20 protein-coding genes are annotated in these 23,062 nt (G+C 61.7%); 17 read left to right on the top strand and 3 right to left on the bottom strand.

Going from position 1 to position 23,062, the window contains the following annotated elements; translation table 11 throughout:
* Window positions 1-73: 73 nt before the first annotated feature.
* Both LDZ21_RS03610 and LDZ21_RS03605 read right to left on the bottom strand, forming a co-directional pair.
* Window positions 74-2,128 (bottom strand): NAD(+) synthase, encoded by a 2,055-nt coding sequence (locus LDZ21_RS03610; protein WP_244794266.1) that lies wholly within the window; start codon window positions 2,126-2,128, stop codon window positions 74-76.
* A gap of 69 nt (window positions 2,129-2,197) precedes the next feature.
* A complete protein-coding gene (locus LDZ21_RS03605) occupies window positions 2,198-3,340 on the bottom strand; it encodes a GNAT family N-acetyltransferase (RefSeq protein WP_244794265.1) in 1,143 nt (380 codons plus the stop codon).
* 146 nt (window positions 3,341-3,486) lie between these two features.
* On the opposite strand from LDZ21_RS03605, the gene LDZ21_RS03600 reads away from it, so the two are divergent.
* Window positions 3,487-3,786 carry a GIY-YIG nuclease family protein gene (locus LDZ21_RS03600; RefSeq protein ID WP_244794264.1) on the top strand — a complete coding sequence of 100 codons (300 nt, stop codon included), beginning with the start codon at window positions 3,487-3,489 and terminating at the stop codon, window positions 3,784-3,786.
* 51 nt (window positions 3,787-3,837) lie between these two features.
* Here LDZ21_RS03600 and ppa read toward each other — a convergent pair whose 3' ends face one another.
* Entirely contained in the window at window positions 3,838-4,365 is a 528-nt protein-coding gene (gene ppa, locus LDZ21_RS03595) for an inorganic diphosphatase (RefSeq protein ID WP_244794263.1), read from the bottom strand.
* 413 nt (window positions 4,366-4,778) lie between these two features.
* Between ppa and LDZ21_RS03590 the strand changes: the two genes are divergently transcribed.
* The 16 genes from LDZ21_RS03590 to ureG all read left to right on the top strand — a co-directional run bounded on the left by LDZ21_RS03590 (window position 4,779) and on the right by ureG (window position 22,563).
* Complete coding sequence (locus tag LDZ21_RS03590; protein ID WP_244794262.1) at window positions 4,779-6,218, top strand: aldehyde dehydrogenase family protein; 1,440 nt, start codon at window positions 4,779-4,781, stop codon at window positions 6,216-6,218.
* 25 nt (window positions 6,219-6,243) lie between these two features.
* Window positions 6,244-7,020 carry an SDR family oxidoreductase gene (locus tag LDZ21_RS03585; protein ID WP_035959710.1) on the top strand — a complete coding sequence of 259 codons (777 nt, stop codon included), beginning with the start codon at window positions 6,244-6,246 and terminating at the stop codon, window positions 7,018-7,020.
* A gap of 138 nt (window positions 7,021-7,158) precedes the next feature.
* Complete coding sequence (locus tag LDZ21_RS03580) at window positions 7,159-8,475, top strand: MFS transporter (RefSeq protein ID WP_244794261.1); 1,317 nt, start codon at window positions 7,159-7,161, stop codon at window positions 8,473-8,475.
* 628 nt (window positions 8,476-9,103) lie between these two features.
* Window positions 9,104-10,300 (top strand): IS256 family transposase, encoded by a 1,197-nt coding sequence (locus tag LDZ21_RS03575; protein ID WP_244793817.1) that lies wholly within the window; start codon window positions 9,104-9,106, stop codon window positions 10,298-10,300.
* Window positions 10,301-11,308: 1,008 nt separating this feature from the next.
* On the top strand, window positions 11,309-12,619 hold the full coding sequence (gene urtA / locus LDZ21_RS03570) for an urea ABC transporter substrate-binding protein (RefSeq protein ID WP_244794260.1): 1,311 nt from the start codon (window positions 11,309-11,311) through the stop codon (window positions 12,617-12,619).
* 101 nt (window positions 12,620-12,720) lie between these two features.
* The gene (gene urtB, locus LDZ21_RS03565) at window positions 12,721-14,337 is read left to right on the top strand and encodes an urea ABC transporter permease subunit UrtB (RefSeq protein WP_244794259.1); all 1,617 of its coding nucleotides are present in this window, start codon (window positions 12,721-12,723) and stop codon (window positions 14,335-14,337) included.
* A 3-nt stretch (window positions 14,338-14,340) separates the two neighbouring features.
* Window positions 14,341-15,534, top strand: coding sequence for an urea ABC transporter permease subunit UrtC (urtC, locus tag LDZ21_RS03560; RefSeq protein WP_244794258.1), 1,194 nt, complete (start codon window positions 14,341-14,343; stop codon window positions 15,532-15,534).
* Window positions 15,531-16,400, top strand: coding sequence for an urea ABC transporter ATP-binding protein UrtD (gene urtD, locus LDZ21_RS03555; protein ID WP_244794257.1), 870 nt, complete (start codon window positions 15,531-15,533; stop codon window positions 16,398-16,400). Before urtC ends, urtD begins: the two co-directional genes overlap by 4 nt.
* A 131-nt stretch (window positions 16,401-16,531) precedes the next feature.
* On the top strand, window positions 16,532-17,224 hold the full coding sequence (gene urtE / locus LDZ21_RS03550; protein ID WP_244794256.1) for an urea ABC transporter ATP-binding subunit UrtE: 693 nt from the start codon (window positions 16,532-16,534) through the stop codon (window positions 17,222-17,224).
* Between the two features lie 30 nt (window positions 17,225-17,254).
* Window positions 17,255-18,115 (top strand): urease accessory protein UreD, encoded by an 861-nt coding sequence (locus tag LDZ21_RS03545; protein ID WP_244794255.1) that lies wholly within the window; start codon window positions 17,255-17,257, stop codon window positions 18,113-18,115.
* Between the two features lie 169 nt (window positions 18,116-18,284).
* Window positions 18,285-18,587 carry an urease subunit gamma gene (locus LDZ21_RS03540; RefSeq protein ID WP_008342482.1) on the top strand — a complete coding sequence of 101 codons (303 nt, stop codon included), beginning with the start codon at window positions 18,285-18,287 and terminating at the stop codon, window positions 18,585-18,587.
* Between the two features lie 8 nt (window positions 18,588-18,595).
* Window positions 18,596-18,901 carry an urease subunit beta gene (locus LDZ21_RS03535; protein WP_244794254.1) on the top strand — a complete coding sequence of 102 codons (306 nt, stop codon included), beginning with the start codon at window positions 18,596-18,598 and terminating at the stop codon, window positions 18,899-18,901.
* A gap of 15 nt (window positions 18,902-18,916) precedes the next feature.
* A complete protein-coding gene (gene ureC, locus LDZ21_RS03530; protein WP_244794253.1) occupies window positions 18,917-20,623 on the top strand; it encodes an urease subunit alpha in 1,707 nt (568 codons plus the stop codon).
* Between the two features lie 6 nt (window positions 20,624-20,629).
* Window positions 20,630-21,217 (top strand): urease accessory protein UreE, encoded by a 588-nt coding sequence (ureE, locus tag LDZ21_RS03525; protein ID WP_244794252.1) that lies wholly within the window; start codon window positions 20,630-20,632, stop codon window positions 21,215-21,217.
* A complete protein-coding gene (locus tag LDZ21_RS03520) occupies window positions 21,204-21,884 on the top strand; it encodes an urease accessory protein UreF (RefSeq protein WP_244794251.1) in 681 nt (226 codons plus the stop codon). Before ureE ends, LDZ21_RS03520 begins: the two co-directional genes overlap by 14 nt.
* 28 nt (window positions 21,885-21,912) lie before the next feature.
* Complete coding sequence (gene ureG, locus LDZ21_RS03515; protein ID WP_244794250.1) at window positions 21,913-22,563, top strand: urease accessory protein UreG; 651 nt, start codon at window positions 21,913-21,915, stop codon at window positions 22,561-22,563.
* Window positions 22,564-23,062 lie beyond the last annotated feature (499 nt).

Below are 23,062 nucleotides of genomic sequence, written 5' to 3'. Positions count from 1 at the left end.
CTTTCGTGACGGATGCTTTCGATTCTAGTCGCGTTTGATGGTGCCGGCGGTTCGGTAAACCGCGAGATGAAGGTCACTCCGTCTCGGGAATCCGCTCCAGATCCTTGAGCCACACAGTGGCTTGCGAATCGCTCGGGGCGCGCCAGTCGCCACGCGGCGACAGTGAGCCGCCCGATCCCACCTTCGGTGCATTCGGGATGCAGGAACGCTTGAACTGACTCGTGCGGAAAAACCGGTCCAGAAAGATGCGCAGGTTCTTGCGGATATCCGCGAGCCCGTATTGATTGCGCGCGACGTTCGGGTCTTCCGGCCAGTCGCCGGCATCGCGGTCGCGCCAGGCCGCATGGGCGAGGAACGCAACCTTCGACGGCGCGAAGCCGAAGCGGATCGTGTAATACAGGTTGAAGTCCTGAAGCTCGTACGGCCCGATGACGCTTTCCGTCTTCTGTTCGAGCGCCCCGCTCGCCTTGCCGGGGATGAGCTCGGGGCTGATATCGGTGCTCAGGATATGTTCGAGCACGTCGGTTCCGGCATCGCCGATTGCGCCCGACTCGGCGACCCAGCGCACCAGATGCGTGATGAGCGTCTTGGGCACGCTGGCGTTCACGTTGTAGTGCGACATGTGATCGCCGACGCCATACGTGCACCATCCGAGCGCAAGTTCGCTCAGATCGCCGGTGCCGATGACGATCGCGTTATGAAGATTGGCCAGCCTGAAGAGATGGCTCGTGCGCTCGCCGGCCTGCACGTTCTCATACGTGATGTCGTATTGCTCGTTGTCTTCGCTGTGCGGATGGCCGATGTCCGCGAGCATCTGCGTGCAGCTCGGACGAATGTCGATTTCCTCGGCGGTGCAGCCGATCACCTGCATCAGTTCGCGCGCCTGTCGAAGCGTGCGGTCGCTGGTCGCGAAGCCAGGCATCGTATAGGCGAGGATGTTGGCGCGCGGCAAGCCGAGCCGGTCCATCGCCTTGGCGCACACGAGCAGTGCATGCGTCGAATCGAGCCCGCCCGATACACCGATCACGACCTTCGATATCCCCGACGACCTCAGCCGCTGCAACAGCGCCTGGACCTGGATGTTGTAGACCTCGTTGCACCTTGCGTCGCGGCGCGTGCGATCGGCCGGAACGTACGGGAAGCGCGCGACGCGACGCTCCAGCGGCAAAGCGCCTTCGACCGGCGCCGCCAGCGAAAACTCGACGACGGTGAACTTTGCGACTTCATCGGCATGGCGCGCGGTGGATCGCCCGAAGGTCGTCTGCTTCATGCGCTCGCGCGAGAGCCGTTCGAGATCGACATCGGCATAGATCACATGCGATTCGCCCGCGAACCGCTCCGACTCCGCGAGCATCTCGCCGTTCTCGTAGATGAGGCCCTGGCCGTCCCATGCGAGATCGGTCGTCGACTCGCCCTCGCCCGCCGACGTGTAGAGATACGCGGCCACGCAACGCGCGGACTGCTGCCCGACTAGCTGATGCCGATACGCCGACTTCCCCACGACGATATTCGACGCCGACAGATTCACGAGCACCGTCGCACCCGCCAGCGCCGCGAACGACGACGGCGGGATCGGCACCCACACGTCCTCGCATATTTCGACATGGAACCGGAAGAGCGGCAGGTCCTTGAGCTGGAACAGCAGCGAGGCGCCGAACGGCACCTGCTGGCCGCAAAGCGCGAGCGTGTTGGTGGTGGCCGCATCGGCGGGACTGAACTGACGCGCTTCGTAGAACTCGCCGTAGTTCGGCAGGTAGCTCTTCGGCACGACGCCGCGAATCACGCCATCCGCCACGACGACCGCGCAATTGAAGAGCTTGTGCTCCGCGCGCACCGGCAGGCCGACGATCATCGCGATCTTCAATCCCTTCGACGCCTCGACGATGCTGCCGAGCGCATCTTCGCAGGCATCGAGCAAGGCTCTTTGATGGAAAAGATCGTCGCACGTATAGGCGGACAGGCCGAGCTCAGGAAAGGCGACGAGCACCGCACCGCGGGCGGCTGCCTGCCTTGCGAGCTTGATGGTCTCTTCGGCGTTGAACGCGGGATCAGCCACCTTGCAGTTCGGAATGGCGACAGCGACGCGCGCGAAATCATGACTGTATAAATTGAAGAAGTTCTGGCTCATGTTCATCGTTGCCTGCGCGGGGTGTGTCGGACGAAAAGCGAAGCGTCGAAACGATTATCGCATGTGACCCTAAGCCTTTTTTCTGAACGGCGTATGCGCTTCGAGCTCTTCGATATGCTCGTTCATCGCGGTGGTTTCGGCATCCAGAAACTCGCTGATTGCGTGCGCGAAGCGTTGATCCGCGATCCAGTGCGCGGACCATGTCGGCGTAGGCAGAAGACCGCGCGACATCTTGTGCACGCCCTGCGCGCCGCCTTCGAAACGTGCGAGCCTGTGTTCGATGCAATACGCGATGCCCTGCATGTAGCACGTCTCGAAGTGCAGCCCCGAGATGAACTCGCGCGTGCCCCAGTAGCGGCCATACATCGTGTCGCCGCCGATCATGTTGAGCGCGCACGCGAGCCGCTCGCCGTCCGCTTCGGCGATCACGAGCAGCATGCTGTCGGGGGCATCGGCGTGAATCTGGCCGAAGAACTCGCGCGACAGATACGGCGCATTCCAGTGCTCGCGATACGTGTTGTCGTAGCAGCTGTAGAAGAAGTCGAGCGCGCTCTCGTCAATCTCCGCGCCACGCAGCCACGTGTAGCTCACGCCCGCTTCCATCACGCGACGCCGGTCCTGCTTCACCTTCTTGCGCTTGTCGTGACTCATCGTCGCGAGGAAGGCGTCGAAGTTCGCGTAGCCGTCGCCGGGCAGATTCTCCCAGTGGAACTGCACGCCTTCGCGCAGCATGTAGCCGGCGTCCGTCAGCGCATCGATGTCCTGGGCGTGCGGAAACAGCACGTGCAGCGAGGAGATATCGAGCCGGCGCGTCAGTTCGATCGCACCTCGCGCGAGCAGCACGCGATCCTCATGCTCCGCCGCGATGAGGCGCGGTCCCGTCACCGGCGAGAACGGCACCGCGGACACGGCCTTCGGGTAGTAGCGCAGGCCATGCCGCTCGAAGGCGTCGGCCCAGGCGTGATCGAAGACATATTCTCCGCGCGAATGCGACTTGAGATAGAGCGGCATCGCGCCCGCAAATTTGCCGCCGCGCCGCAGAACGAGATGATGCGCGCGCCAGCCCGTGCGCTTGACCGCGCAATGCGTGTCCTGCAACGCTCGAAGAAAGCCGTGCCGCACGAAAGGATTGTCGCCGGCGAGGCGATTCCAGTCGTCCGCCGGGATATCGTCGAGCGTATCGACCACGTGAATTTCGACTTCGCGATTCAACAGGCTACCTCGCTGTGTGACCGATGAGCGCGTCATGCGCGAAGCGGCTATTCTCGCGCAAGTCGATAAAAGGCGTCGGCATGGGCCGATGGCGCGGTCATCGGCGATAATGCGCGGCAATTCCCTGCCCTTGCCGATACGACGCGATGCCGTGGTTTCTCTATCTGATCGAATGTGCCGACGGCAGCCTGTACACCGGCATCGCCACCGATGTCGACGCGCGTTTCGCCGCGCACGCGAGCGGCAAGGGCGCGCGTTATACGCGCACGAGAAAGCCGGTCAGAGTGATGGCGTCGTTCGAAGTGTCCGGGCGCTCCGAGGCGTCGCGCGCGGAGTATTGGGTCAAGCGCCTGCCGGTGCAGCAAAAGCGCGCGTTGATCGCGGGCGAAAGAACGCTTGAGTCCGTGTTGCCCCGGACCGAGGCCGAAGCAAGCGAAGAAAAATAAAACGCCGCCGCGTCGAAGCACGCGGCGGCGTTTCTTAGCGATGAAGCGCGCTTACTTCGTGTAGTTCGCGACGCCTTCGGTGATTTCCTTGTGCGCGGCGTCGATGCCCGCCCAGCCTTCCACCTTCACCCACTTGCCCTTTTCGAGCGCCTTGTATTGCTCGAAGAAGTGCTTGATCTGATCCTTCAGGTATTCGGGCACGTCGTCGATCGATTTGATGTTCGCCGTCATCGGGCAGATTTTGTCGTGCGGCACGGCGATCAGCTTTGCGTCCACGCCGGATTCATCGGTCATCTGCAGCATGCCGAGCGCACGTGCACGCACGACCGAGCCTGCCAGCAGCGGGAACGGCGTGATGACGAGCACGTCGACGGGATCGCCGTCGCCCGACAGCGTCTGCGGGATGAAGCCGTAGTTCGCCGGATAGCGCATGCCGGTGCCGATGAAGCGATCGACCACGAGCAGGCCCATGTCCTTGTCCGCTTCGTATTTGACCGGATCGCTCTGTGCGGGAATTTCGATGATGACGTTGAAATCCTGCGGAAGGTCCTTACCGGGAGGTACGTTGTTGAAGCTCATGAGCGCTCTCTGGAGAAGTTGGTACGGGAAGCAGGCGACGCGTGAAACGCCGGCGCAGCGAGGTGAAACACTTCAGGCATTATAGCCAAAGGAGCCTGCCGGACCGGGGCTGTGTGGCGCGCCGTGCTGGACGATGGCGGACGATCGCAAGGGCCGTTTGCATGACCGACCGGCCCCGCAGCGTGCGGAACGCGGCGCGCCGTTTGGCCTCCCCCGAACAAGCGGCGCGCGGCGCGGCGATGCGGCGCGTTTCAGGCGTTCGCCGGAATGCAATTATAGTCAGGGGCTGCCGCGCAAAGACCGCTGGCCGCGTCATGCGCCTTGCAGATACGTCGACGTCGCATTCCGTGCGACCGGCCCCTTACGCGGCATCGCATGGCTGTTTTATATTCGAAAAGACCCAGGAGACACGCATGGAAGAAGGCAAGCATTTCATCGGCAACCGGTGGTCCGCGCCGTCGAGCGGCGAAACGATTCCGGTCGTCGATCCATCGGATGGGCAGGTGTTCTCGCAGATCGCACGCGGCACGAGCGCCGATATCGACCGCGCCGTGAGCGCAGCCCGCGCCGCTTATGACGGCGCATGGGGCGCGACGAGCGCTGCCGACCGCGGGCGCATCCTCGCGCGGCTCTCGATGCTGATCGCCGCGTGTCACGAGGACATCGCGCAGATCGAGGCGCGCGACACCGGAAAGCCGCTCACGCAGGCGCGCGCCGACGCGGCGGGTATCGCCCGATACTTCGAGTTCTATGCGGGCGCCGCCGACAAGCTGCACGGCGAGACGCTGCCGTACCAGTCCGGCTTCACCGTGCTCACGATCCGCGAGCCGCATGGCGTGACCGGCCATATCGTGCCGTGGAACTATCCGCTGCAAATCTTCGGGCGCAGCGTCGGCGCGGCGCTGGCCGCGGGCAACGCGTGCGTGGTCAAGCCGGCGGAGGACGCGTGCCTTTCGCTGCTGCGCATCGCCGAGCTGGCCGCCGAGGCGGGATTGCCGGAAGGCGCGCTGAACATCGTCACCGGCTACGGATACGAAGCGGGCGCGGCGCTCGCGCGTCATCCGGGCATCGATCACATTTCGTTCACCGGCTCACCGATGACGGGCGCCGCCGTCACGAAGATGGCCGCCGACAACCACGTCCCCGTCACGCTCGAGCTGGGCGGCAAGTCCCCGCAAATCGTGTTCGCCGATGCCGACTTCGACGCCGCCCTGCCCGTGCTCGTCGCGGCGATCGTGCAGAACGCGGGACAGACGTGTTCGGCGGGCAGCCGCGTGCTGATCGAGCGTGCGGCTTACGAGCCGCTCATCGAGCGGCTGTCGGAGGCGTTCGCGGCGCTGAAGGTCGGCCCGAGCAGGCTCGATCTGGACTGCGGCCCGCTCATCAGCGCGAAGCAGCAGCAGCGCGTGTGGGACTTTCTCTCCGATGCGCAGCACGACGGCATCGCGATGGCCGCGCATGGCGAAGTCGTCACCGAAGCGCCGGAAGCCGGCTTCTATCAGGCGCCGACGCTTTTGCGCGACGTGCCGCGCACGCATCGGCTCGCGCGTGAGGAAGTGTTCGGCCCGGTGCTCGCCGTGATGCCCTTCGACGATGAAGCCGACGCATTGAAGCTCGCCAACGACACCAACTACGGCCTCGTCGCCGGCATCTGGACGCGCGACGGCGCGCGGCAGATGCGGCTTGCGCGGCGCGTGCGTTCGGGCCAGGTGTTCATCAACAACTATGGCGCGGGCGGCGGCGTCGAATTGCCGTTCGGCGGCGTCAAGCATTCGGGACACGGACGCGAGAAGGGCTTCGAGGCGCTTTATGGCTTCACGACGCTCAAGACCATTGCAATCAAGCACGGCTGACGCACAGCCATCAACAGGAGACAACATGCGACTGCAAGGCAAAACGGTAATCGTGACGGGCGCGGGCTCGGGTTTCGGCGAAGGCATCGCTAAGACGTTCGCACGCGAAGGCGCGAACGTCGTCGTCAACGATCTGAACGGCGCGGCGGCCGAGCGCGTCGCCAGCGAAATTGCGCTGGCTTCGTCGCCGGAAACGAAGCACGGACGCGCGATCGCCGTTCAGGGCGATGTCACGAAGCGCGAAGACTGGCAGCGTCTCTTCGATGCGACCATCGACGACTTCGGCAGCGTGCAGGTGGTCGTCAACAACGCGGGGACGACGCACCGTAACAAGCCCGTGCTCGATGTAACCGAGGCCGAGTTCGATCGCGTCTATGCGGTGAACGTGAAGAGCATCTACTGGAGCGTCGAGCAGTTCGTGCCGTATTTTCGTCAGCAAGGCGGCGGCGCGTTCATCAACATTGCATCGACGGCGGGCGTGCGGCCGCGCCCTGGTCTTGTCTGGTACAACGGCAGCAAGGCGGCGGTGATCGTCGCGAGCAAGGCGCTGGCCGTGGAGTTGGGCCCCGATCGCATCCGCGTGAACTGCATCAATCCGGTGATGGGCGAAACGGGCTTGCTCTCCGAGTTCATGGGCATGGAGGACACGCCCGCGAACCGTCAGAAGTTCCTCGCGACGATTCCGCTCGGCCGCCTGTCGACGCCGCAGGACATCGCGAATGCGGCGCTCTATCTCGCTTCCGACGATGCCGAATTCATCACGGGCGTGGCGCTCGAAGTGGACGGCGGACGCTGCGTCTGACGCGGGGCCGACGCGCGCCCGCGTGGGCTTCATCGGTGTTTTCCCCATCTAAAACAGCCGCTTGGCGTGCAGCCGAGCGGCTAGAATCCTTACGCCAATATAACGATGCTCGCGTTTGCACGAGCGTAAGGAGACGAGATGTCGAGCACTGCCAATCCCATGCATCGCCCGGGCGCGGGCGCGCCTTCGAGCTTTGAGGAAGCGACCTATCGAAAGGTCGCGTGGCGGCTCTCGCCGCTGCTGCTGATCTGTTACGTGGTGGCGTATCTGGACCGCGTGAACGTTGGCTTTGCCAAGCTGCAAATGTCCACCGATCTCGGTTTGTCGGATGCTGTGTATGGCTTCGGCGCGGGCATTTTCTTCTTCGGCTATTTCATCTTCGAGATACCGAGCAACGTCATTCTGCATAGAGTCGGTGCGCGCGTGTGGATCGCGCGGATCATGATTTCGTGGGGCATCATTTCCGCGCTCACGATGTTCGTCACCACGCCCACGATGTTCTACGTGATGCGCTTTTTGCTCGGCGTCGCGGAAGCGGGCTTCTTTCCCGGCATCATTCTTTATCTGACGTACTGGTATCCGGCGCATCGGCGCGGGCGGATGACGACGCTGTTCATGACGGCGATTGCGCTGTCGGGATTGATCGGCGGGCCGGTGTCTGGCTGGATCATGAAGACCTTCGATGGCGCGAACAACTGGCACGGCTGGCAATGGCTGTTGCTGCTGGAGGGCATTCCGTCGGTGATCGTGGGCATCGTCGTGTTGTTGATGATGGACGATCGCATTTCCAAGGCGAAGTGGCTCACGCAGGAAGAGCGCGATTTGCTGGAGCGGAACATCGCGGCGGATAACGTCGAGAAGGAGGATCTGCCGATCAGCCGTATCTTGTCGAGCCCGAAGGTCTGGTTGATGAGCCTGATCTATTTCTCGTTCGTGATGGGTCTTTATGGCGTGAGCTTCTGGCTGCCCACGATCATCAAGGCGACGGGCGTGACCGATGCTTTGACCATCGGGCTGCTGTCGGCGATTCCTTATGGCGCGGCGGTGGTTGGCATGCTGCTCGTGGCGCGCAGTGCGGACAAGCGTGGTGAGCGTCGGTGGCATATTGCCGTGCCGGCGTTTGTTGGGGCTATCGGGCTTGTGCTGTCGGTTATCTGGGCCGGGAATACGCCGCTTGCGATGCTCGGACTCACGCTTGGCACGATGGGCATTCTCACTACGCTGCCGTTGTTCTGGAGTTTGCCTACGGCGTTTCTCGCGGGCACTGGGGCGGCGGCCGGGATCGCCATGATCAACTCTCTTGGCAACCTTGCCGGGTTTCTTAGTCCTTATCTTGTTGGCTGGCTCAAGCAAGCCACCGGAGCCAATTCGAGTGGGATGTTTATGCTTGCCGGGTTTCTCGTGGTTGGGGCTCTGCTTGTGCTCAGTGTTCCTGCGCGGATGGTCAATCGGTGATTTGGTTTGCCCTTGGGCGGGCGGGCGTCCTTTTTTTGTGGTGGTCTGTTTGCTTGCCCCTTCGCCGGGGCGGGCATCAGAAGAAGTTTTTGCCCTTGAGCGGGTAGCTTGATTTTCTCCGGTTTCTCGTGTCGGTCTATTAGCTCGCCCCTCCCCGGGGCGGGGGTCACTTTCTTGGCTGTCGACCGGAGTTGGCGCTTTAGCGCCTTACTCTGGTCCCATGCAAAGAAAGTAACCAAAGAAAGCAGCTTTTTTTCGAACCGCCCGGTGCACTAACTTGTGTGCCCACTCCGTAGAACATCGGTGGCACTCAGCTTGAAAGAGCCTTGAATCACCTTCCGCGCCCGCTGACTACTAACGTCCTCCGAGCCCCTCGGCTCGTCAACACCATCGGGACACCGGCCGCCTCGCTACAACAAAACATTTCACAAGCACCTTCCCCTTCCAACAAGTGCCTTAGCGCATCATCGACTTCGCTCGCGAACACTACGTCCGGCCATCACTCGCCGGTAGTGTGCTGAACGATGTGCAAAAACGCTGAGGCGTCAGGAGCGCAGAGGCGGGGGTGGCCGTGGTGTAAGTTGATGAATGTCCAGTTCGTCAACCTGCCCTCGGGAGGGCTTGCACCATGGCCACGACCAAGCGTAGTACTAACCGGCCGTCAGCGGAAGCGCTGGTTGCCGGCGACCGGGATCTGATGAAGGCGCTTATGAAGGATGCGCTTCAGGAAGTGCTCGAAGCGGAAATGACAGAGCTGCTGGGCGCTGCGCCCAATGAGCGCAGCGAGACGCGAAGCGGCTATCGTGCGGGCTACTACGGCCGCGCTCTGGTGACGCGCATCGGCAAACTGGAGTTGCGCGTGCCACGTGATCGGCATGGCGAATTCTCAACGGCGCTGTTCGAGCGCTATGCGCGCAGCGAGAAGGCATTGGTGGCGGCGTTGGCCGAGATGTACGTGCAGGGTGTGTCGACGCGCAAGGTCAAGGCGATTACCGAAGAGCTGTGCGGTCACAGTTTTTCGGCCTCGGCGATTTCGGCGATCAACAAAGGGCTGGATGCGACGCTGGCAAAGTTTGCACACCGGCCGCTGGAGGAAGCGTATCCGTATCTGATCGTCGACGCGCGCTATGAGAAGGTGCGTGAGTCGGGCGTGATCCGGTCGCAGGCGGTGCTGATCGCCATCGGCATCAACTGGGAAGGCCACCGGCAGGTGCTGGCTGTGGAGCTGGCCAACCGCGAAAGCCATTCGAGCTGGAAAGAGTTCCTTCTGGCGCTAAAGAAGCGCGGCCTGTCAGGCGTCGAGTTCGTCGCCTCGGACGACCACGCGGGGCTCAAGAAGGCGATCGGCGAGGTGCTGCCGGAAGCCGCCTGGCAGCGCTGCTACGTCCACTTCCTGCGCAACGCGCTGGACTATCTGCCGCGCAAGGCCGATGACGACTGCCTGCAGGAGTTGCGCTGGATGTACGATCGTCGCGACCTGCAGGAAGCGCAACGGGATCTGGCTGCGTGGATCAGCAAGTGGCAGGGAAAATATCCGAAGCTGGTGGACTGGGTCGAAGGCAACATCGCTGAGACGTTGACGTTTTACCGATTGCCGCGCGCGCATCACAAGCACCTGAAGTCCACCAACATGCTGGAGCGACTGAATGAGGAAATCCGGCGGCGCACGCGTATCGTGCGCATCTTTCCCAACGAAGCGTCGTGCCTTCGGCTGATCAGGGCCCTGTGTAGCGAAACGCATGAAACGTGGCTGGAAGACAGCCGTTATCTGAACATGGCCTTGCTGGCCGAGCAGAAGAAGGAGTTCTTGCGCGCGGCTGCATAGCGGGCGCGCGGGTTCGGCGCTGCGGGCTACGCCCTCCGCGCCGCACTCAGCGCAGATGGATCAACTGAAACCACCGGCATCCGGTTTCTGCACAACTTGACGCACACAACTCACTCGCCATCAAAATCGGTGATCCGGTCGTGGTCCGTAGTCGTGGTCCCTAGTCGTGGTCCGTCCGTGGTCGTGGTCCGTCCGTGCTTATGCTTGTAGTCGTCGCTTGCGGAGTTGCGGGTTGCGGCTACGGCTACGGCTCGCGACTTGCGACTTGCGACCTGCGACCTGCGACTTGCGACCTGCGACTTGCGACTTGCGACTTGCGACTTGCGACTTGCGACTTGCGACTTGCGACTTGCGACTTGCGACTTGCGACTTGCGACTTGCGACTTGCGACTTGCGACTTGCGACTTAACGCTCGCGGCTTGCGGCCAGGGTTTCAAGGCTTATTTCCCGTTTGAAATGTTCGTGCGTGGTGTGATGTGTTCGGATTGGTTTTGTCGATCCAAGGGGCTTGCATGGGGTCGTGTTCAGCGAGCGTGGAAGGGGATTCAAGGCTGCCAATTAACTCGAGATCCACCGATGTTCTACGGAGTGGCAACACGAGTCTGTGCTTCCGGCCAAGAAAGCTGCTTTTTTTGGTTACTTTCTTCGCATGGGACCAGAGTAAGGCGCTGCAGCGCCAACTCTGATCAACAGCCAGGAAAGTGCCCCCGCCCCGGGCAGGGGCGCACTAAACACCGACACGAAAAAAACAAAACCACCGAAAACAAAGAGGCACAAACAGAACGAAGCGCACCGCAACGATGCAAGCTCACCGTCTGGTGCACCAAAACAATTCGAACAACCGCAAGGCCGCAAGCGAAGAACGAAGCACAAACCCAGCAAACCCAAGCCAGCCGTGCGAACGGCCCCAATTGGCATACCCCTTGCAAAAGAACCCATAACATCAAATTTCGGCAGCTTTCCAAAAGCAGCGAAACCAAAGCCACATCCGCCAAGGGGAAACCAAAAATGAAACGACGCAGTCTGCTGAAACTCGGCTCCATGTCGGGCGCGCTGGCGCTCGCCGGCCAACTGCCCATGTCAAGGGCGCACGCCGCCGACACGACCGGTCCGATCAAGGTCGGCATTCTGCATTCGCTGTCCGGCACCATGGCGATCTCCGAAACATCGCTCAAGGACACCGCCCTCATGACCATCGCCGATATCAACAAGAACGGCGGTGTCATGGGGCGCCAGCTTCAACCCGTCGTCGTCGATCCCGCTTCCAACTGGCCGCTCTTCGCCGAGAAAGCCCGCCAGCTGCTCACGCAAGACAAGGTCGCGTGCGTGTTCGGGTGCTGGACATCGGTATCGCGCAAATCAGTGCTGCCCGTGTTCGAAGAACTCAACGGCCTGCTCTTCTATCCCGTGCAATACGAAGGCGAAGAGATGTCGCGCAACGTCTTCTATACCGGCGCCGCGCCGAATCAGCAGGCCATCCCCGCTGTGGAATATTTGATGGGACCGGAAGGCGGCAGCGCCAAACGCTTCTTCCTGCTCGGCACCGACTATGTGTACCCGCGCACGACCAACAAGATCCTGCGCGCCTTCCTCCACTCGAAAGGAGTCAAGGATGCGGATATTCAGGAGGTCTACACACCGTTCGGACATAGCGACTATCAAACCATCGTCGCGAACATCAAGACCTTCGCGCAAGGGGGAAAGACCACGGTCATCTCGACGATCAACGGCGACTCGAACGTTCCGTTCTACAAGGAACTCGGCAACCAGGGGCTGAAAGCCACCGACGTGCCCGTCGTCGCCTTCTCGGTCGGCGAAGAAGAGCTGCGCGGCATCGATACGAAGCCGCTCGTCGGCCATCTCGCCGCATGGAACTACTTCATGTCGGTGAAGAACCCCGCCAACAAGAAGTTCGAAGCCCAATTCGCCGAATGGGTCAAGACGCAGAATCTGCCCGGCGGAAACAAGCGCGTGACGAACGATCCGATGGAAGCGACCTTCGTCGGCATTCACATGTGGAAGCAGGCCGTCGAGAAAGCGAAGAGCACCGATGTCGACAAGGTGCGCGTCGCGATGATCGGACAGAGTGTCGCCGCACCCTCGGGCTTCACGCTAACGATGGACGGCAATCACCATCTGCACAAGCCGGTGATGATCGGCGAGATTCGCGGCGACGGCCAGTTCAACGTCGTCTGGAAAACGAAGACCGCCGTGCGCGCGCAACCGTGGAGCCCGTTCATCGCGGGCAACGAAGGAAAGCCGGATGTCGTTAGTTCCATTCCGTCGTTCCTGCGCCGCTCGCGCGTGCGCACGGCATAAGTCAGTTGCATTGATGGCTTGATGCAAGGCCGCGTGTTCGTGCATGACGTCACCGGCGTCATCGCGCGCGCGGCCGTTTCAGTTCGATCAGAAAGGCCACCATGACCGGCTCGCTCGCCTCCCCTTTTCTGCGCATAGTGCTCACATGCTTCATGGCGCTCGCGCCATTCGCGGCTCATGCACTCACCGCCGATGAGCTCGCCCCGCTCGCCGGCGACGATTTCCAGGCGAAGTCCGCCGCCATCGACAAGCTCATCGCCAACGCCGATGCCCCTTCCGTCGCCGTGCTGAACGCGCTCGCCGATGGCTCGCTCGTCGCGACCGACGACGGCCACGTCATGATGCAAACCGACGACGGCAACAAGGACCCTGTCACCAGCAAGATCGTCGATGCCCCCGACGCGCAAGCGATCACGCTCAACAATTCGCTGCGAACGAAGGTCGCGGGCGCGTTATCGGGCCTGCAACTCGCCTCGCCCGATGTCGCAAAGCGCCGCGAAGCTGTCGCCGCGTTGCTGAAGAACCCGGATGCATCGATGAAGCCGCTGATCGATCGCGCCCGCGCCGCCGAAACCGACACCGAATTAAAGAAGCGCCTCGACACCCTCTGGGCGATGACCGCGCTGCACGATCCCGACGCGAGCAAGCGTCTCGCAGCGGCGCAACTCGTCGCGGCTCGCCATGACCTCGACATGTATGAATTGCTGCGCCCCATCGTCGTCAGGAAAAGCGACGGCAGCTATAACGAATCCGATGAACGCGTGCGCGCCGTTGCGCAAGCGGGCATCGAGGAACTCGATTCGATCCAGCGCCGCAGCGAGATCGCCGGGACGATCTTCGCGGGTCTGTCGCTCGGCAGCGTGCTGCTGCTTGCGGCGCTCGGACTCGCGATCACTTATGGCCTGATCGGCGTCATCAACATGGCGCATGGCGAGTTCCTGATGATCGGCGCGTACGCCACTTACGTCGTTCAAAACTTCGTGCAGCACTACGCCCCCGCCGCTTTTGACTGGTATCCGCTGCTCGCCGTGCCTGCGTCGTTCATGGCGGCGGCGCTTGTCGGCATCGTGCTCGAAAGGCTCGTTTTGAAGCATCTTTATGGACGTCCCCTCGAAACGCTGCTGACCACGTTCGGCATCTCCCTGATATTGATTCAGGCCACGCGCACGACCTTCGGCGCGCAAAACGTGCAAGTGACGAATCCTTCGTGGATGAGCGGCGGCGTCGCGGTCACGCAGAATCTAATCCTCCCGTATAACCGCCTGACGATCCTCGCTTTCTCGATTGCCGTCGTGTTCATCGCGTGGGCCGTGTTGACGCGCACGCGGCTCGGCCTGTTCGTACGCGCTGTCACGCAGAACCGGCGCATGGCCGCGTGCGTCGGGGTGAAGACCGCGCGTGTCGATTCCTATGCGTTCGCATTCGGCGCGGGCATCGCAGGGCTTGGCGGATGCGCGCTTTCGCAGATCGGCAACGTCGGCCCCGATCTCGGGCAGAGCTACATCATCGATTCGTTCATGGCGGTCGTGCTCGGCGGCGTCGGTCAACTGGCGGGCACGGTGATCGGCGGCTTCGGACTCGGACTCGTCAGCAAGGCCATCGAGCCGTTCTGGGGAGCGGTGCTCGCGAAGATCGCGGTGCTCGTGCTCATCGTCCTCTTCATTCAGAAGCGTCCGCAGGGCATGTTCGCCCTCAAGGGCCGCAGCGCGGAGGCTTGACCCATGACCGCCTCGACGAATATCGGCGCGAATCTCGACGTCGCGCCGCAACCGGACCAAAGCGCCGCACGCGCAGGCTTCGCGCTCGGCTTGCCGCCGCGCGCCGCGCTATTGCCACGCAACGGATGGATCGCGCTGATCGCGCTCGTCATCGCGATGGGCGTCTGCGTGCCGCTCTCCGCGCTCGCACTGCCGGAAACGAGCACGTTTCATCTGTCCGCTTATGCGATGACGCTCGTCGGCAAGCTCATGTGCTATGCAATCGGCGCACTCGCGCTCGATCTCGTTTGGGGTTACTGCGGCATTCTGAGCCTCGGGCATGCGCTTTTCTTCGCGCTCGGCGGTTATGCGATCGGCATGTATCTGATGCGATCGATCGGTCGCGAAGGCACGTATCAAAGCGATCTGCCCGACTTCATGGTGTTTCTCGACTGGCGCGAGTTGCCGTGGTACTGGCAAGGCACGGAGCATCTCTGGTATGCGCTGCTGCTCGTCGTGCTGGTGCCGGGCGTCCTTGCGTGGGTCTTCGGCTTCTTTACGTTTCGTTCGCGCGTGAAGGGCGTGTATCTGTCGATCATCACGCAGGCGATGACGTTCGCGGCGATGCTGCTCTTCTATCGCAACGAAACGGGCTTTGGCGGAAACAACGGCTTCACCGATTTCAAGCGCATCGCGGGCTTCCCCGTCACGCATCCCGGCACGCGCACTGCCCTCTTTCTCATCACGTTCGCCGTGCTCGTGCTGGCGTTCCTGGCAGCGCGCTGGATCGTGACATCGAAGCTGGGCCGCGTCGTCACTGGCGTGCGCGATGGCGAAGCGCGCCTGATGTTCCTCGGCTATAGCCCGCTCGCCTACAAGCTCTTCATATGGACGGTGTCCGCGGTGCTGTGCGGCATTGCGGGCGCGCTGTATGTACCGCAGGTGGGCATTATCAATCCGAGTGAGATGTCGCCTGCCAATTCGATTGAAATGGCGATCTGGGTCGCGGTCGGCGGACGCGGCACGCTGATCGGGCCGATCATCGGCGCATTCGCGGTCAATGGCGCGAAGAGCTTTTTCACCGCATATTTCGCCGAGTATTGGCTCTTTTTTCTTGGCCTGATCTTCACGCTCGTGCCCTTGCTCTTGCCTAACGGAATCATGGGACTCATCGACCTTGCGCGTCGCAAGAAGACTGCGGGAGACACTGCGGAATGACCGCTCACAACGCATTGATCGTCGACTTGCCGCCGATTCCGCCTGTCTACGACGACTCGAACCTCAACGGCGTGGCCGCACTCGGGCATGTGCCTGCGCCAGGTGAGATCGACGTATCGCACGGCACGATTCTTTATCTGGAAGACGTGACGGTGAGCTTCGATGGCTTTCGCGCGCTCAACAAACTCACGTTGTCGATCGACGTGGGCGAATTGCGGTGTGTGATCGGCCCGAACGGTGCGGGCAAGACGACGATGATGGACGTGATCACCGGCAAGACGCGGCCTGATGACGGCAAGGTCTTTCTCGGCCAGACGTTCGATCTCACGCGCATGACGGAGCCTGTGATTGCGCGCACGGGCATCGGCCGCAAGTTTCAGAAGCCGACTGTGTTCGAGAATCATCCTGTGTGGGAGAACCTCGAACTCGCGATGAAGACGGACAAGCGGTGGTTCGCTTCGTTGCGGGCGCGGCTCGATCGGGCGGCACAGGCGCGCATCGAGGAGACGCTCGAACTGATTCGCTTGCAGCATCATGCGACGCGGCTGGCGGGAGAGTTATCGCATGGACAGAAGCAGCGGCTTGAGATCGGCATGTTGCTGATGCAGCAACCGGCGCTGCTTTTGCTCGATGAGCCCGCCGCTGGCATGACCGATCACGAGACTATGGAGCTTGCTGAGTTGCTCAATACGCTCCGCGGGTCTTGCTCGATGATGGTCGTCGAGCATGATATGGAGTTTGTTGCTGCGCTGAGCGGTGATAGCGGGAAGGTTACTGTTATGGCCGAAGGGAGTGTTCTTGCAGAAGGCACGCTCGATTGCGTCAAGCGGGATGACGCTGTTGTTGAGTCTTATCTTGGACGGTAGGGGTCTTTCTTTTGACTTTTCGTTGAGCTTGTATTCGTGTCGGTTTTTTAGCTCGCCCCTCCCCGGCGCGCACTATTAGACCGACACGAAAACCCGAAGTCACCCGTACAAAAATCGAGAGCCAAAGCCCCATGCTTGAAGTAGAAAACCTGAACCAATACTACGGCGGCAGCCACATCCTAAGGAATGTGCGACTGACGGCCCCCGACGGAGAGCTAACCGTGCTGCTAGGCCGCAACGGCGTAGGCAAAACGACGCTCCTTCGCTGCCTGATGGGCGTGGTACCGACCAAAAGCGGCACCATCACCTGGCGCGGCGCCAAGATCTCATCGATGCCAACGCATACGCGCGTCTCGAACGGCCTCGCCTATGTCCCGCAAGGCCGCGACATCTTCGGCCGTTTGACCGTCGAAGAGAACCTGCTCGTCGGCGCCGCAAGCCGCAAGGCCCCTTCCAAAATCCCCGATCGCATCTACGAACTCTTTCCCGTTCTGCGCGACATGAAGCATCGTCGCGGCGGCGATCTGTCGGGAGGCCAACAACAGCAACTCGCGATAGGCCGCGCATTGATGAGCGAACCGCAACTGCTGATCCTCGATGAACCGACAGAAGGCATCCAGCCTTCGATCATTCGCGACATCGGCCGCACGCTGCGTCAGCTCGTCGATGAAATGGGCATGACCGTGCTGCTCGTCGAGCAGTATTACGACTTCGCACGCGAACTCGCCGATCAATACTGGGTCATGAGCCGAGGCGAAATCGTCGCAGGCGGCGAGGGATCGCAAATGGATACGCATGGAGTGCGCGAGCTGATCGCCGTATGATGACGCATCATCCCCGATAGCATCGTTTCCATGCATCACGAATCCCACGCGGCGCTCGCCGATCCCGACATCTGGCGCGGCTCGCTCGAGCTCGGCTTCGCACGTCAGCACGACCGCACCGTTTGCACGCATCGCAAGCATGAAGGGCCGCTGCGCCTGCAACGGCCGCTCTATCCCGAAGGCGATATCTGTCATGCGGTGATCGTGCATCCGCCCGGCGGCGTCGCAGGCGGCGATCGCCTGAACATCGACGTCAAGCTCGGCGACGGCTCGCACGCCGTCATCACGACACCCGGCGCGACGAAGTGGTACAAGGCCAACGGCAAGCTCGCGACGCAGCACATCGCTATCGATCTCGCGGCGCACGCGAAGCTCGACTGGCTTCCGCAGAACAACATCGTGTTCGAATCGTCGAACATCGAGTTGGACCTCCGGCTCACGATAGACGAAGGCGCAACGGCCATCGGCTGGGATGCAATGCTGCTTGGCCGCGCCGCCGCTGGCGAACGATGGACGCAAGGGCATATCAAGGCGGTTTCGCGCATCACATATCGCGATGGACGCACGCTCTGGTTCGAACGCAGTCTGATCGAAGCAGGCGACCCATTGCGCGATGCCTTGCAAGGCCTCGCAGGTCATCCCGCTTACGGCACGTTATGGGCGATAGGCCCCGTATGCGACGACGCGCTCGCCGAAGCCATCACCGCACAGTTGCCATTCGACGAGCTCATACGCGCAGGGGCATCGTGCGTTGCGCCCGGCGTGCTGATAGTGCGTGCCGTAAGCCAGTCGATGGAGCCGCTGCAACGCGCGCTCACCGAATGCTGGCTGCGTCTTCGCCCGCTCGTGCATGGTGTCGAAGCGCGGCCGCTCAGGCTCTGGACCACCTGATTGCGCACCACGATGGCGCACAGCGACGCTCCATTCGTGTGCAAGCCGTTCCCATTGGACCCGCGAACCCACATGGCACAAGGCCAGTGCATCGGTGGCACGGCTCTCGCTTGAAGCGTCGGTTCTGACGCAACATAATGAAGAAGCCCAACGCTCATAGAACAAGTCCATGAAACTCACGCCTCGCGAAAAGGACAAGCTCCTGATCTTTACGGCGGCGCTGCTCGCGGAACGCCGTCGCGCACGCGGTCTCAAGCTGAATCATCCCGAAGCCGTCGCTTTCATTTCGGCTGCATTGATGGAGGCGGCCCGCGATGGCAAGACCGTCGCTGAAGTCATGCACTACGGCACCACGCTCCTCACGCGTGACGACGTCATGGAAGGCGTGCCGGAAATGATCCCCGACATTCAGATCGAAGCCACCTTCCCGGACGGCACGAAGCTCGTCACCGTCCACCATCCCATCCCTTGAGACGCACGATGATTCCCGGCGAATATCTGATCGATGACGGCGAGCACGAGCTCAACGCCGGACGCGAGACCGTATCGGTCGTCGTGGCCAACGGCGGCGACCGGCCCGTGCAAGTCGGCTCGCACTATCACTTCTATGAGGTCAACACGGCGCTCGTATTCGATCGCGAGAAGGCGCGCGGCTTCCGGCTCAATATCGCGGCCGGCACCGCGGTGCGCTTCGAGCCGGGACAGGAGCGCACGGTCGAACTCGTCGCGCTGGCAGGCGATCGTCACGTGTACGGCTTCAACGGCCTCATCATGGGCCCACTCTGATCAGGACATAACGACATGACGCTACGCATCGGCCGCCGCGCTTATGCAGAGATGTTCGGCCCGACCACCGGCGACCGCGTGCGCCTCGCCGACACCGATCTCATCATCGAAGTCGAACGCGACTTCACCACCTACGGCGAGGAAGTGAAGTTCGGCGGCGGCAAAGTGATACGCGACGGCATGGGACAGTCGCAACGCACCGCCGCCGATGTCGTCGATACCGTGGTGACCAACGCGCTGATTCTCGATCACTGGGGCATCGTGAAAGCGGATATCGGTATCAAGGGCGGGCGAATCTTTGCCATCGGCAAGGCGGGCAATCCCGACATTCAGCCGAACGTGACCATTGCGATCGGCGCGGCCACCGAAGTGATCGCGGGCGAAGGGATGATCGTGACGGCGGGCGGCGTCGATACGCATATCCATTTCATCAGCCCGCAGCAGATCGACGAGGCGCTCGCAAGCGGCGTCACGACGATGCTCGGCGGCGGCACCGGCCCGGCGACCGGCACCAACGCGACGACATGCACGCCCGGTCCGTGGCATATGGAACGCATGCTGCAGGCCGCCGATGGCTGGCCGGTCAATCTCGGCTTTCTCGGCAAGGGCAACGCGAGCTTGCCGGAGCCGCTCGTCGAGCAGGTCAAGGCGGGCGCGATCGGCCTGAAGCTGCATGAAGACTGGGGCACGACGCCGGCGGCCATCGACAACTGTCTCTCCGTCGCCGACGATACCGACACGCAAGTCGCTATTCACACGGACACGCTCAACGAAGCGGGCTTTGTCGAAGCGACGATCGCCGCGTTCAAGGGCCGCACGATTCACACGTATCACACGGAAGGCGCGGGCGGCGGCCACGCGCCCGACATCATCAAGGTAGCGGGCGAATCGAACGTGCTGCCCTCTTCCACGAATCCGACGCGACCGTACACGGTCAACACGCTCGACGAACATTTAGACATGCTGATGGTTTGCCATCACCTGGACCCGTCGATTGCGGAAGACATTGCATTCGCGGAATCGCGCATCCGCCGGGAGACCATCGCGGCGGAAGACATTCTGCATGACCTCGGCGCGCTGTCCATGCTCTCGTCCGATTCGCAGGCGATGGGCCGTGTCGGCGAAGTCATCATCCGTACATGGCAGACGGCGCACAAGATGAAGGTGCAAAGGGGCGCGCTCGCTGAAGACAACGCACGCAACGACAACTTCCGCGCGAAACGGTACGTCGCGAAGTACACGATCAATCCCGCGATCACGCATGGCATCGCGCATGAAGTGGGATCGATCGAACCGGGAAAGTGGGCCGATCTCGTGTTCTGGGAGCCGGCGTTCTTTGGCGTGAAGCCGGCGATGATCGTCAAGGGCGGCATGATCGCCGTGGCGCAAATGGGCGATCCGAACGCATCCATACCGACGCCGCAGCCCGTGCACTACCGCGAGATGTTCGCGACGCGCGGCGGCGCTCTCGGCAAGACATCGCTGACGTTCGTGTCCCAACTGGCGCTGGAGTCGCGCATCACGGAACGTTATGGCTTGAAAAAGCAGGTGGTGGCGGTGAAGAACTGCCGCAATGTGACGAAGGCCGACATGATTCACAATGCATGGCAGCCGTCCATCAGCGTCGATCCGCAGACCTATCAGGTGATCGCCGATGGTCAATTGCTCACCTGCGATCCCGCCACCGTGCTGCCGATGGCGCAACGCTATTTTCTGTTCTAAAGCTCTATGCGCACTATCGACAAACGTCTCACAGCGAAGCTCGCCCCGGTTCTCGTCAAACGCGCGCCAACAATGACCCTGGCATTCGATTCGCGCGGCAAGAGCCGTCTCGCGGTCACGCTCGATAACGGCGAGGAAGCCGCGCTCGTGATGCCGCGCGGGACCGTGCTCGCCGATGGCGACATGCTCGTCGCCGACGATGGCGGCTTCGTGCGGGTGGTTGCCGCTGCCGAAGACGTGCTCGTCGTGCGTGCGGTGAATCCGCTGGTGCTGATGCGTGCGGCCTACCATCTCGGCAATCGGCATACGCCCGTCGAGATTCACGCGGATCATCTCAAGCTCGAAGCCGACTCCGTTCTCGAAGACATGCTCAAGCGTCTCGGCACGACCGTCACGCGCGAATCGCAGCCGTTTCAGCCGGAAACGGGCGCATACGGCGGCGGGCACAAGCATGGCCATGACGAGACGTTCAGCGAGGACTACGCGCTCGCGCAGAAGGTCTATCACGAGCATCACGGGCACGATCATTCGCAGTGCGGGCACGACCATTCGCACGATCATCATCACCATCATCACGGTCATGCGCACGACTGAACTCACGGCGCTGCTGCATCTCGCGTCGCCTGCGCTGCCTATCGGCGCGTTCAGCTATTCGCAAGGGTTCGAAGCGGCAATCGAACACGGCTTCATACACGATGCCGATAGCACGCGCGAGTGGATTGCAAACGGCCTCTCGCATGTGCTCGCGCGTGGGGAGTTGCCGTTCATCGCGCATCAGATCGAGCGCTGGCGGACGCATGACAGTGCCGCACTTGCCGATGCAAACGAAGAATTCATCGCGAGCCGCGAGTCCGCTGAGTTGCGCCGCGAGACCGAGCAGATGGGGTGGTCGCTTGCGCAATTGTGCGCATCGCTCGAATGGGGCGATGAGGCGCGTCGCGCGACGCTCGCTGCGATGAAGCCCATCGCGCAACCGACGGCCTTCGCGTTCGCGGCGTATGCACACGATGCTTCAACCGATGCGGCGCTCGCCGCTTATGCGTTCAGTTGGGTCGAGAATCAGGCGGCAGCGGCGCTCAAGGCCGTGCCGCTGGGGCAGCTTGCAGGGCAGCGGATCATCGTGGCATTGCGCGCGCCCATCGATGATGCCGTGAGTCGTGCGCTCGCTACATCGCCCGATCAGGTCAATACATTCGCGCCGCAGCTTGGCATCTTGTCGGCGCGGCATGAGTCGCAATACTCGCGGCTCTTCCGTTCTTAACTTGCTTCAAACATCGAATCGAAATCGCATGAACGCTCCTGCTTATTCCGCCGCCGCTCGTCGAACGAAGAAACTGCCGCCGTTGCGCGTGGGCGTCGGCGGGCCCGTGGGTTCCGGTAAAACGACGCTGCTCGAAATGCTCTGCAAGGCGATGCGCGACAAGTACGATCTCGTCGCCATCACCAACGATATCTATACGAAAGAAGATCAGCGGCTTTTGACCGTGGCGGGCGCGTTACCGGCTGAACGGATCATGGGCGTGGAAACGGGCGGCTGTCCGCATACGGCGATCCGCGAAGACGCATCGATCAATCTCGAAGCGGTGGACAGGATGGTGTCGCGCTTTCCGGACGTCGATATCGTGTTCATCGAGTCGGGTGGCGATAATCTGGCGGCTACGTTCAGCCCCGAGCTTTCCGATCTGACCATCTATGTGATCGATGTCGCCGGTGGCGAGAAGATTCCGCGTAAAGGCGGGCCCGGGATTACCAAGTCAGATTTGCTTGTGATCAACAAGACGGACCTTGCGCCTTATGTCGGTGCAAATCTGGATGTGATGGCGAGCGACGCTACAAAAATGCGTGGGGAAAGGCCGTTCGTGATGTGCAATCTCAAGGGACTCGACGGATTGGATGCAGTGATTTCGTTTATCGAGAAGAAAGGGTTGCTGGCGGTGTAAGGGGACACGATTGCGCGCGGCTGCTGGAGGTGGCCCGCTCAACATTGCAAGCTCGAAGCCATTCTCGGGCGCGTTCGGCTAACTGCGCCGTTTTATGTAGCTATTCTAATAAAACCAAAGCGTCATCTCCGCAGCAATCGCTTCACATCACTTCTGACATTCCGGAACGACCGCAAGGGCCGCTGGACGACAGAGCACGTCAATGCAAGACAAAAAAGATCTGCATTTGTTAGCCGGATCACGCATCCGTCGATAGCAAGCTGTTTAGAATCGTTCTTCCGGTGCCGCATCTTCACGCCCGGCCCAACGGGCTTCGCTTTATTCAGCATAACGAATGGTCGTTCGCTTCCTTTTACAGCGGAGAGATTCATGAATACGAGCGCAACCTTGAAAGCGGAAATTAAGCGGCGGGTGAAATGGTCTCTGATCGGCGCAGTCGCCAGACTTCCGGATTCCGTGCAAACCTTGCTTTTCGTTTCAAGCGTCCGCAAGTACGGCA

This window comes from Caballeronia grimmiae (genome assembly GCF_022879615.1).
Classification (GTDB): Bacteria; Pseudomonadota; Gammaproteobacteria; order Burkholderiales; family Burkholderiaceae; genus Caballeronia; species Caballeronia grimmiae.
The sequence above is the reverse complement of the archived record's forward strand: the minus strand, read 5'-3'. Positions and strand labels throughout refer to the sequence as shown.

Coding starts and splice junctions, on each gene's coding strand:
- LDZ21_RS03590 (WP_244794262.1), top strand. CDS start 4,779: ATGGAAGAAGGCAAGCATTTCATCGGCAACCGGTGGTCCGCGCCGTCG.
- urtD (WP_244794257.1), top strand. CDS start 15,531: ATGACCGCTCACAACGCATTGATCGTCGACTTGCCGCCGATTCCGCCT.
- LDZ21_RS03610 (WP_244794266.1), bottom strand. CDS start 2,128: ATGAGCCAGAACTTCTTCAATTTATACAGTCATGATTTCGCGCGCGTC.
- LDZ21_RS03600 (WP_244794264.1), top strand. CDS start 3,487: ATGCCGTGGTTTCTCTATCTGATCGAATGTGCCGACGGCAGCCTGTAC.
- ppa (WP_244794263.1), bottom strand. CDS start 4,365: ATGAGCTTCAACAACGTACCTCCCGGTAAGGACCTTCCGCAGGATTTC.
- LDZ21_RS03540 (WP_008342482.1), top strand. CDS start 18,285: ATGAAACTCACGCCTCGCGAAAAGGACAAGCTCCTGATCTTTACGGCG.
- LDZ21_RS03575 (WP_244793817.1), top strand. CDS start 9,104: ATGGCCACGACCAAGCGTAGTACTAACCGGCCGTCAGCGGAAGCGCTG.
- LDZ21_RS03535 (WP_244794254.1), top strand. CDS start 18,596: ATGATTCCCGGCGAATATCTGATCGATGACGGCGAGCACGAGCTCAAC.
- LDZ21_RS03520 (WP_244794251.1), top strand. CDS start 21,204: ATGCGCACGACTGAACTCACGGCGCTGCTGCATCTCGCGTCGCCTGCG.
- LDZ21_RS03545 (WP_244794255.1), top strand. CDS start 17,255: ATGCATCACGAATCCCACGCGGCGCTCGCCGATCCCGACATCTGGCGC.
- urtB (WP_244794259.1), top strand. CDS start 12,721: ATGACCGGCTCGCTCGCCTCCCCTTTTCTGCGCATAGTGCTCACATGC.
- urtC (WP_244794258.1), top strand. CDS start 14,341: ATGACCGCCTCGACGAATATCGGCGCGAATCTCGACGTCGCGCCGCAA.
- LDZ21_RS03585 (WP_035959710.1), top strand. CDS start 6,244: ATGCGACTGCAAGGCAAAACGGTAATCGTGACGGGCGCGGGCTCGGGT.
- ureE (WP_244794252.1), top strand. CDS start 20,630: ATGCGCACTATCGACAAACGTCTCACAGCGAAGCTCGCCCCGGTTCTC.
- ureC (WP_244794253.1), top strand. CDS start 18,917: ATGACGCTACGCATCGGCCGCCGCGCTTATGCAGAGATGTTCGGCCCG.
- ureG (WP_244794250.1), top strand. CDS start 21,913: ATGAACGCTCCTGCTTATTCCGCCGCCGCTCGTCGAACGAAGAAACTG.
- urtE (WP_244794256.1), top strand. CDS start 16,532: ATGCTTGAAGTAGAAAACCTGAACCAATACTACGGCGGCAGCCACATC.
- urtA (WP_244794260.1), top strand. CDS start 11,309: ATGAAACGACGCAGTCTGCTGAAACTCGGCTCCATGTCGGGCGCGCTG.
- LDZ21_RS03580 (WP_244794261.1), top strand. CDS start 7,159: ATGTCGAGCACTGCCAATCCCATGCATCGCCCGGGCGCGGGCGCGCCT.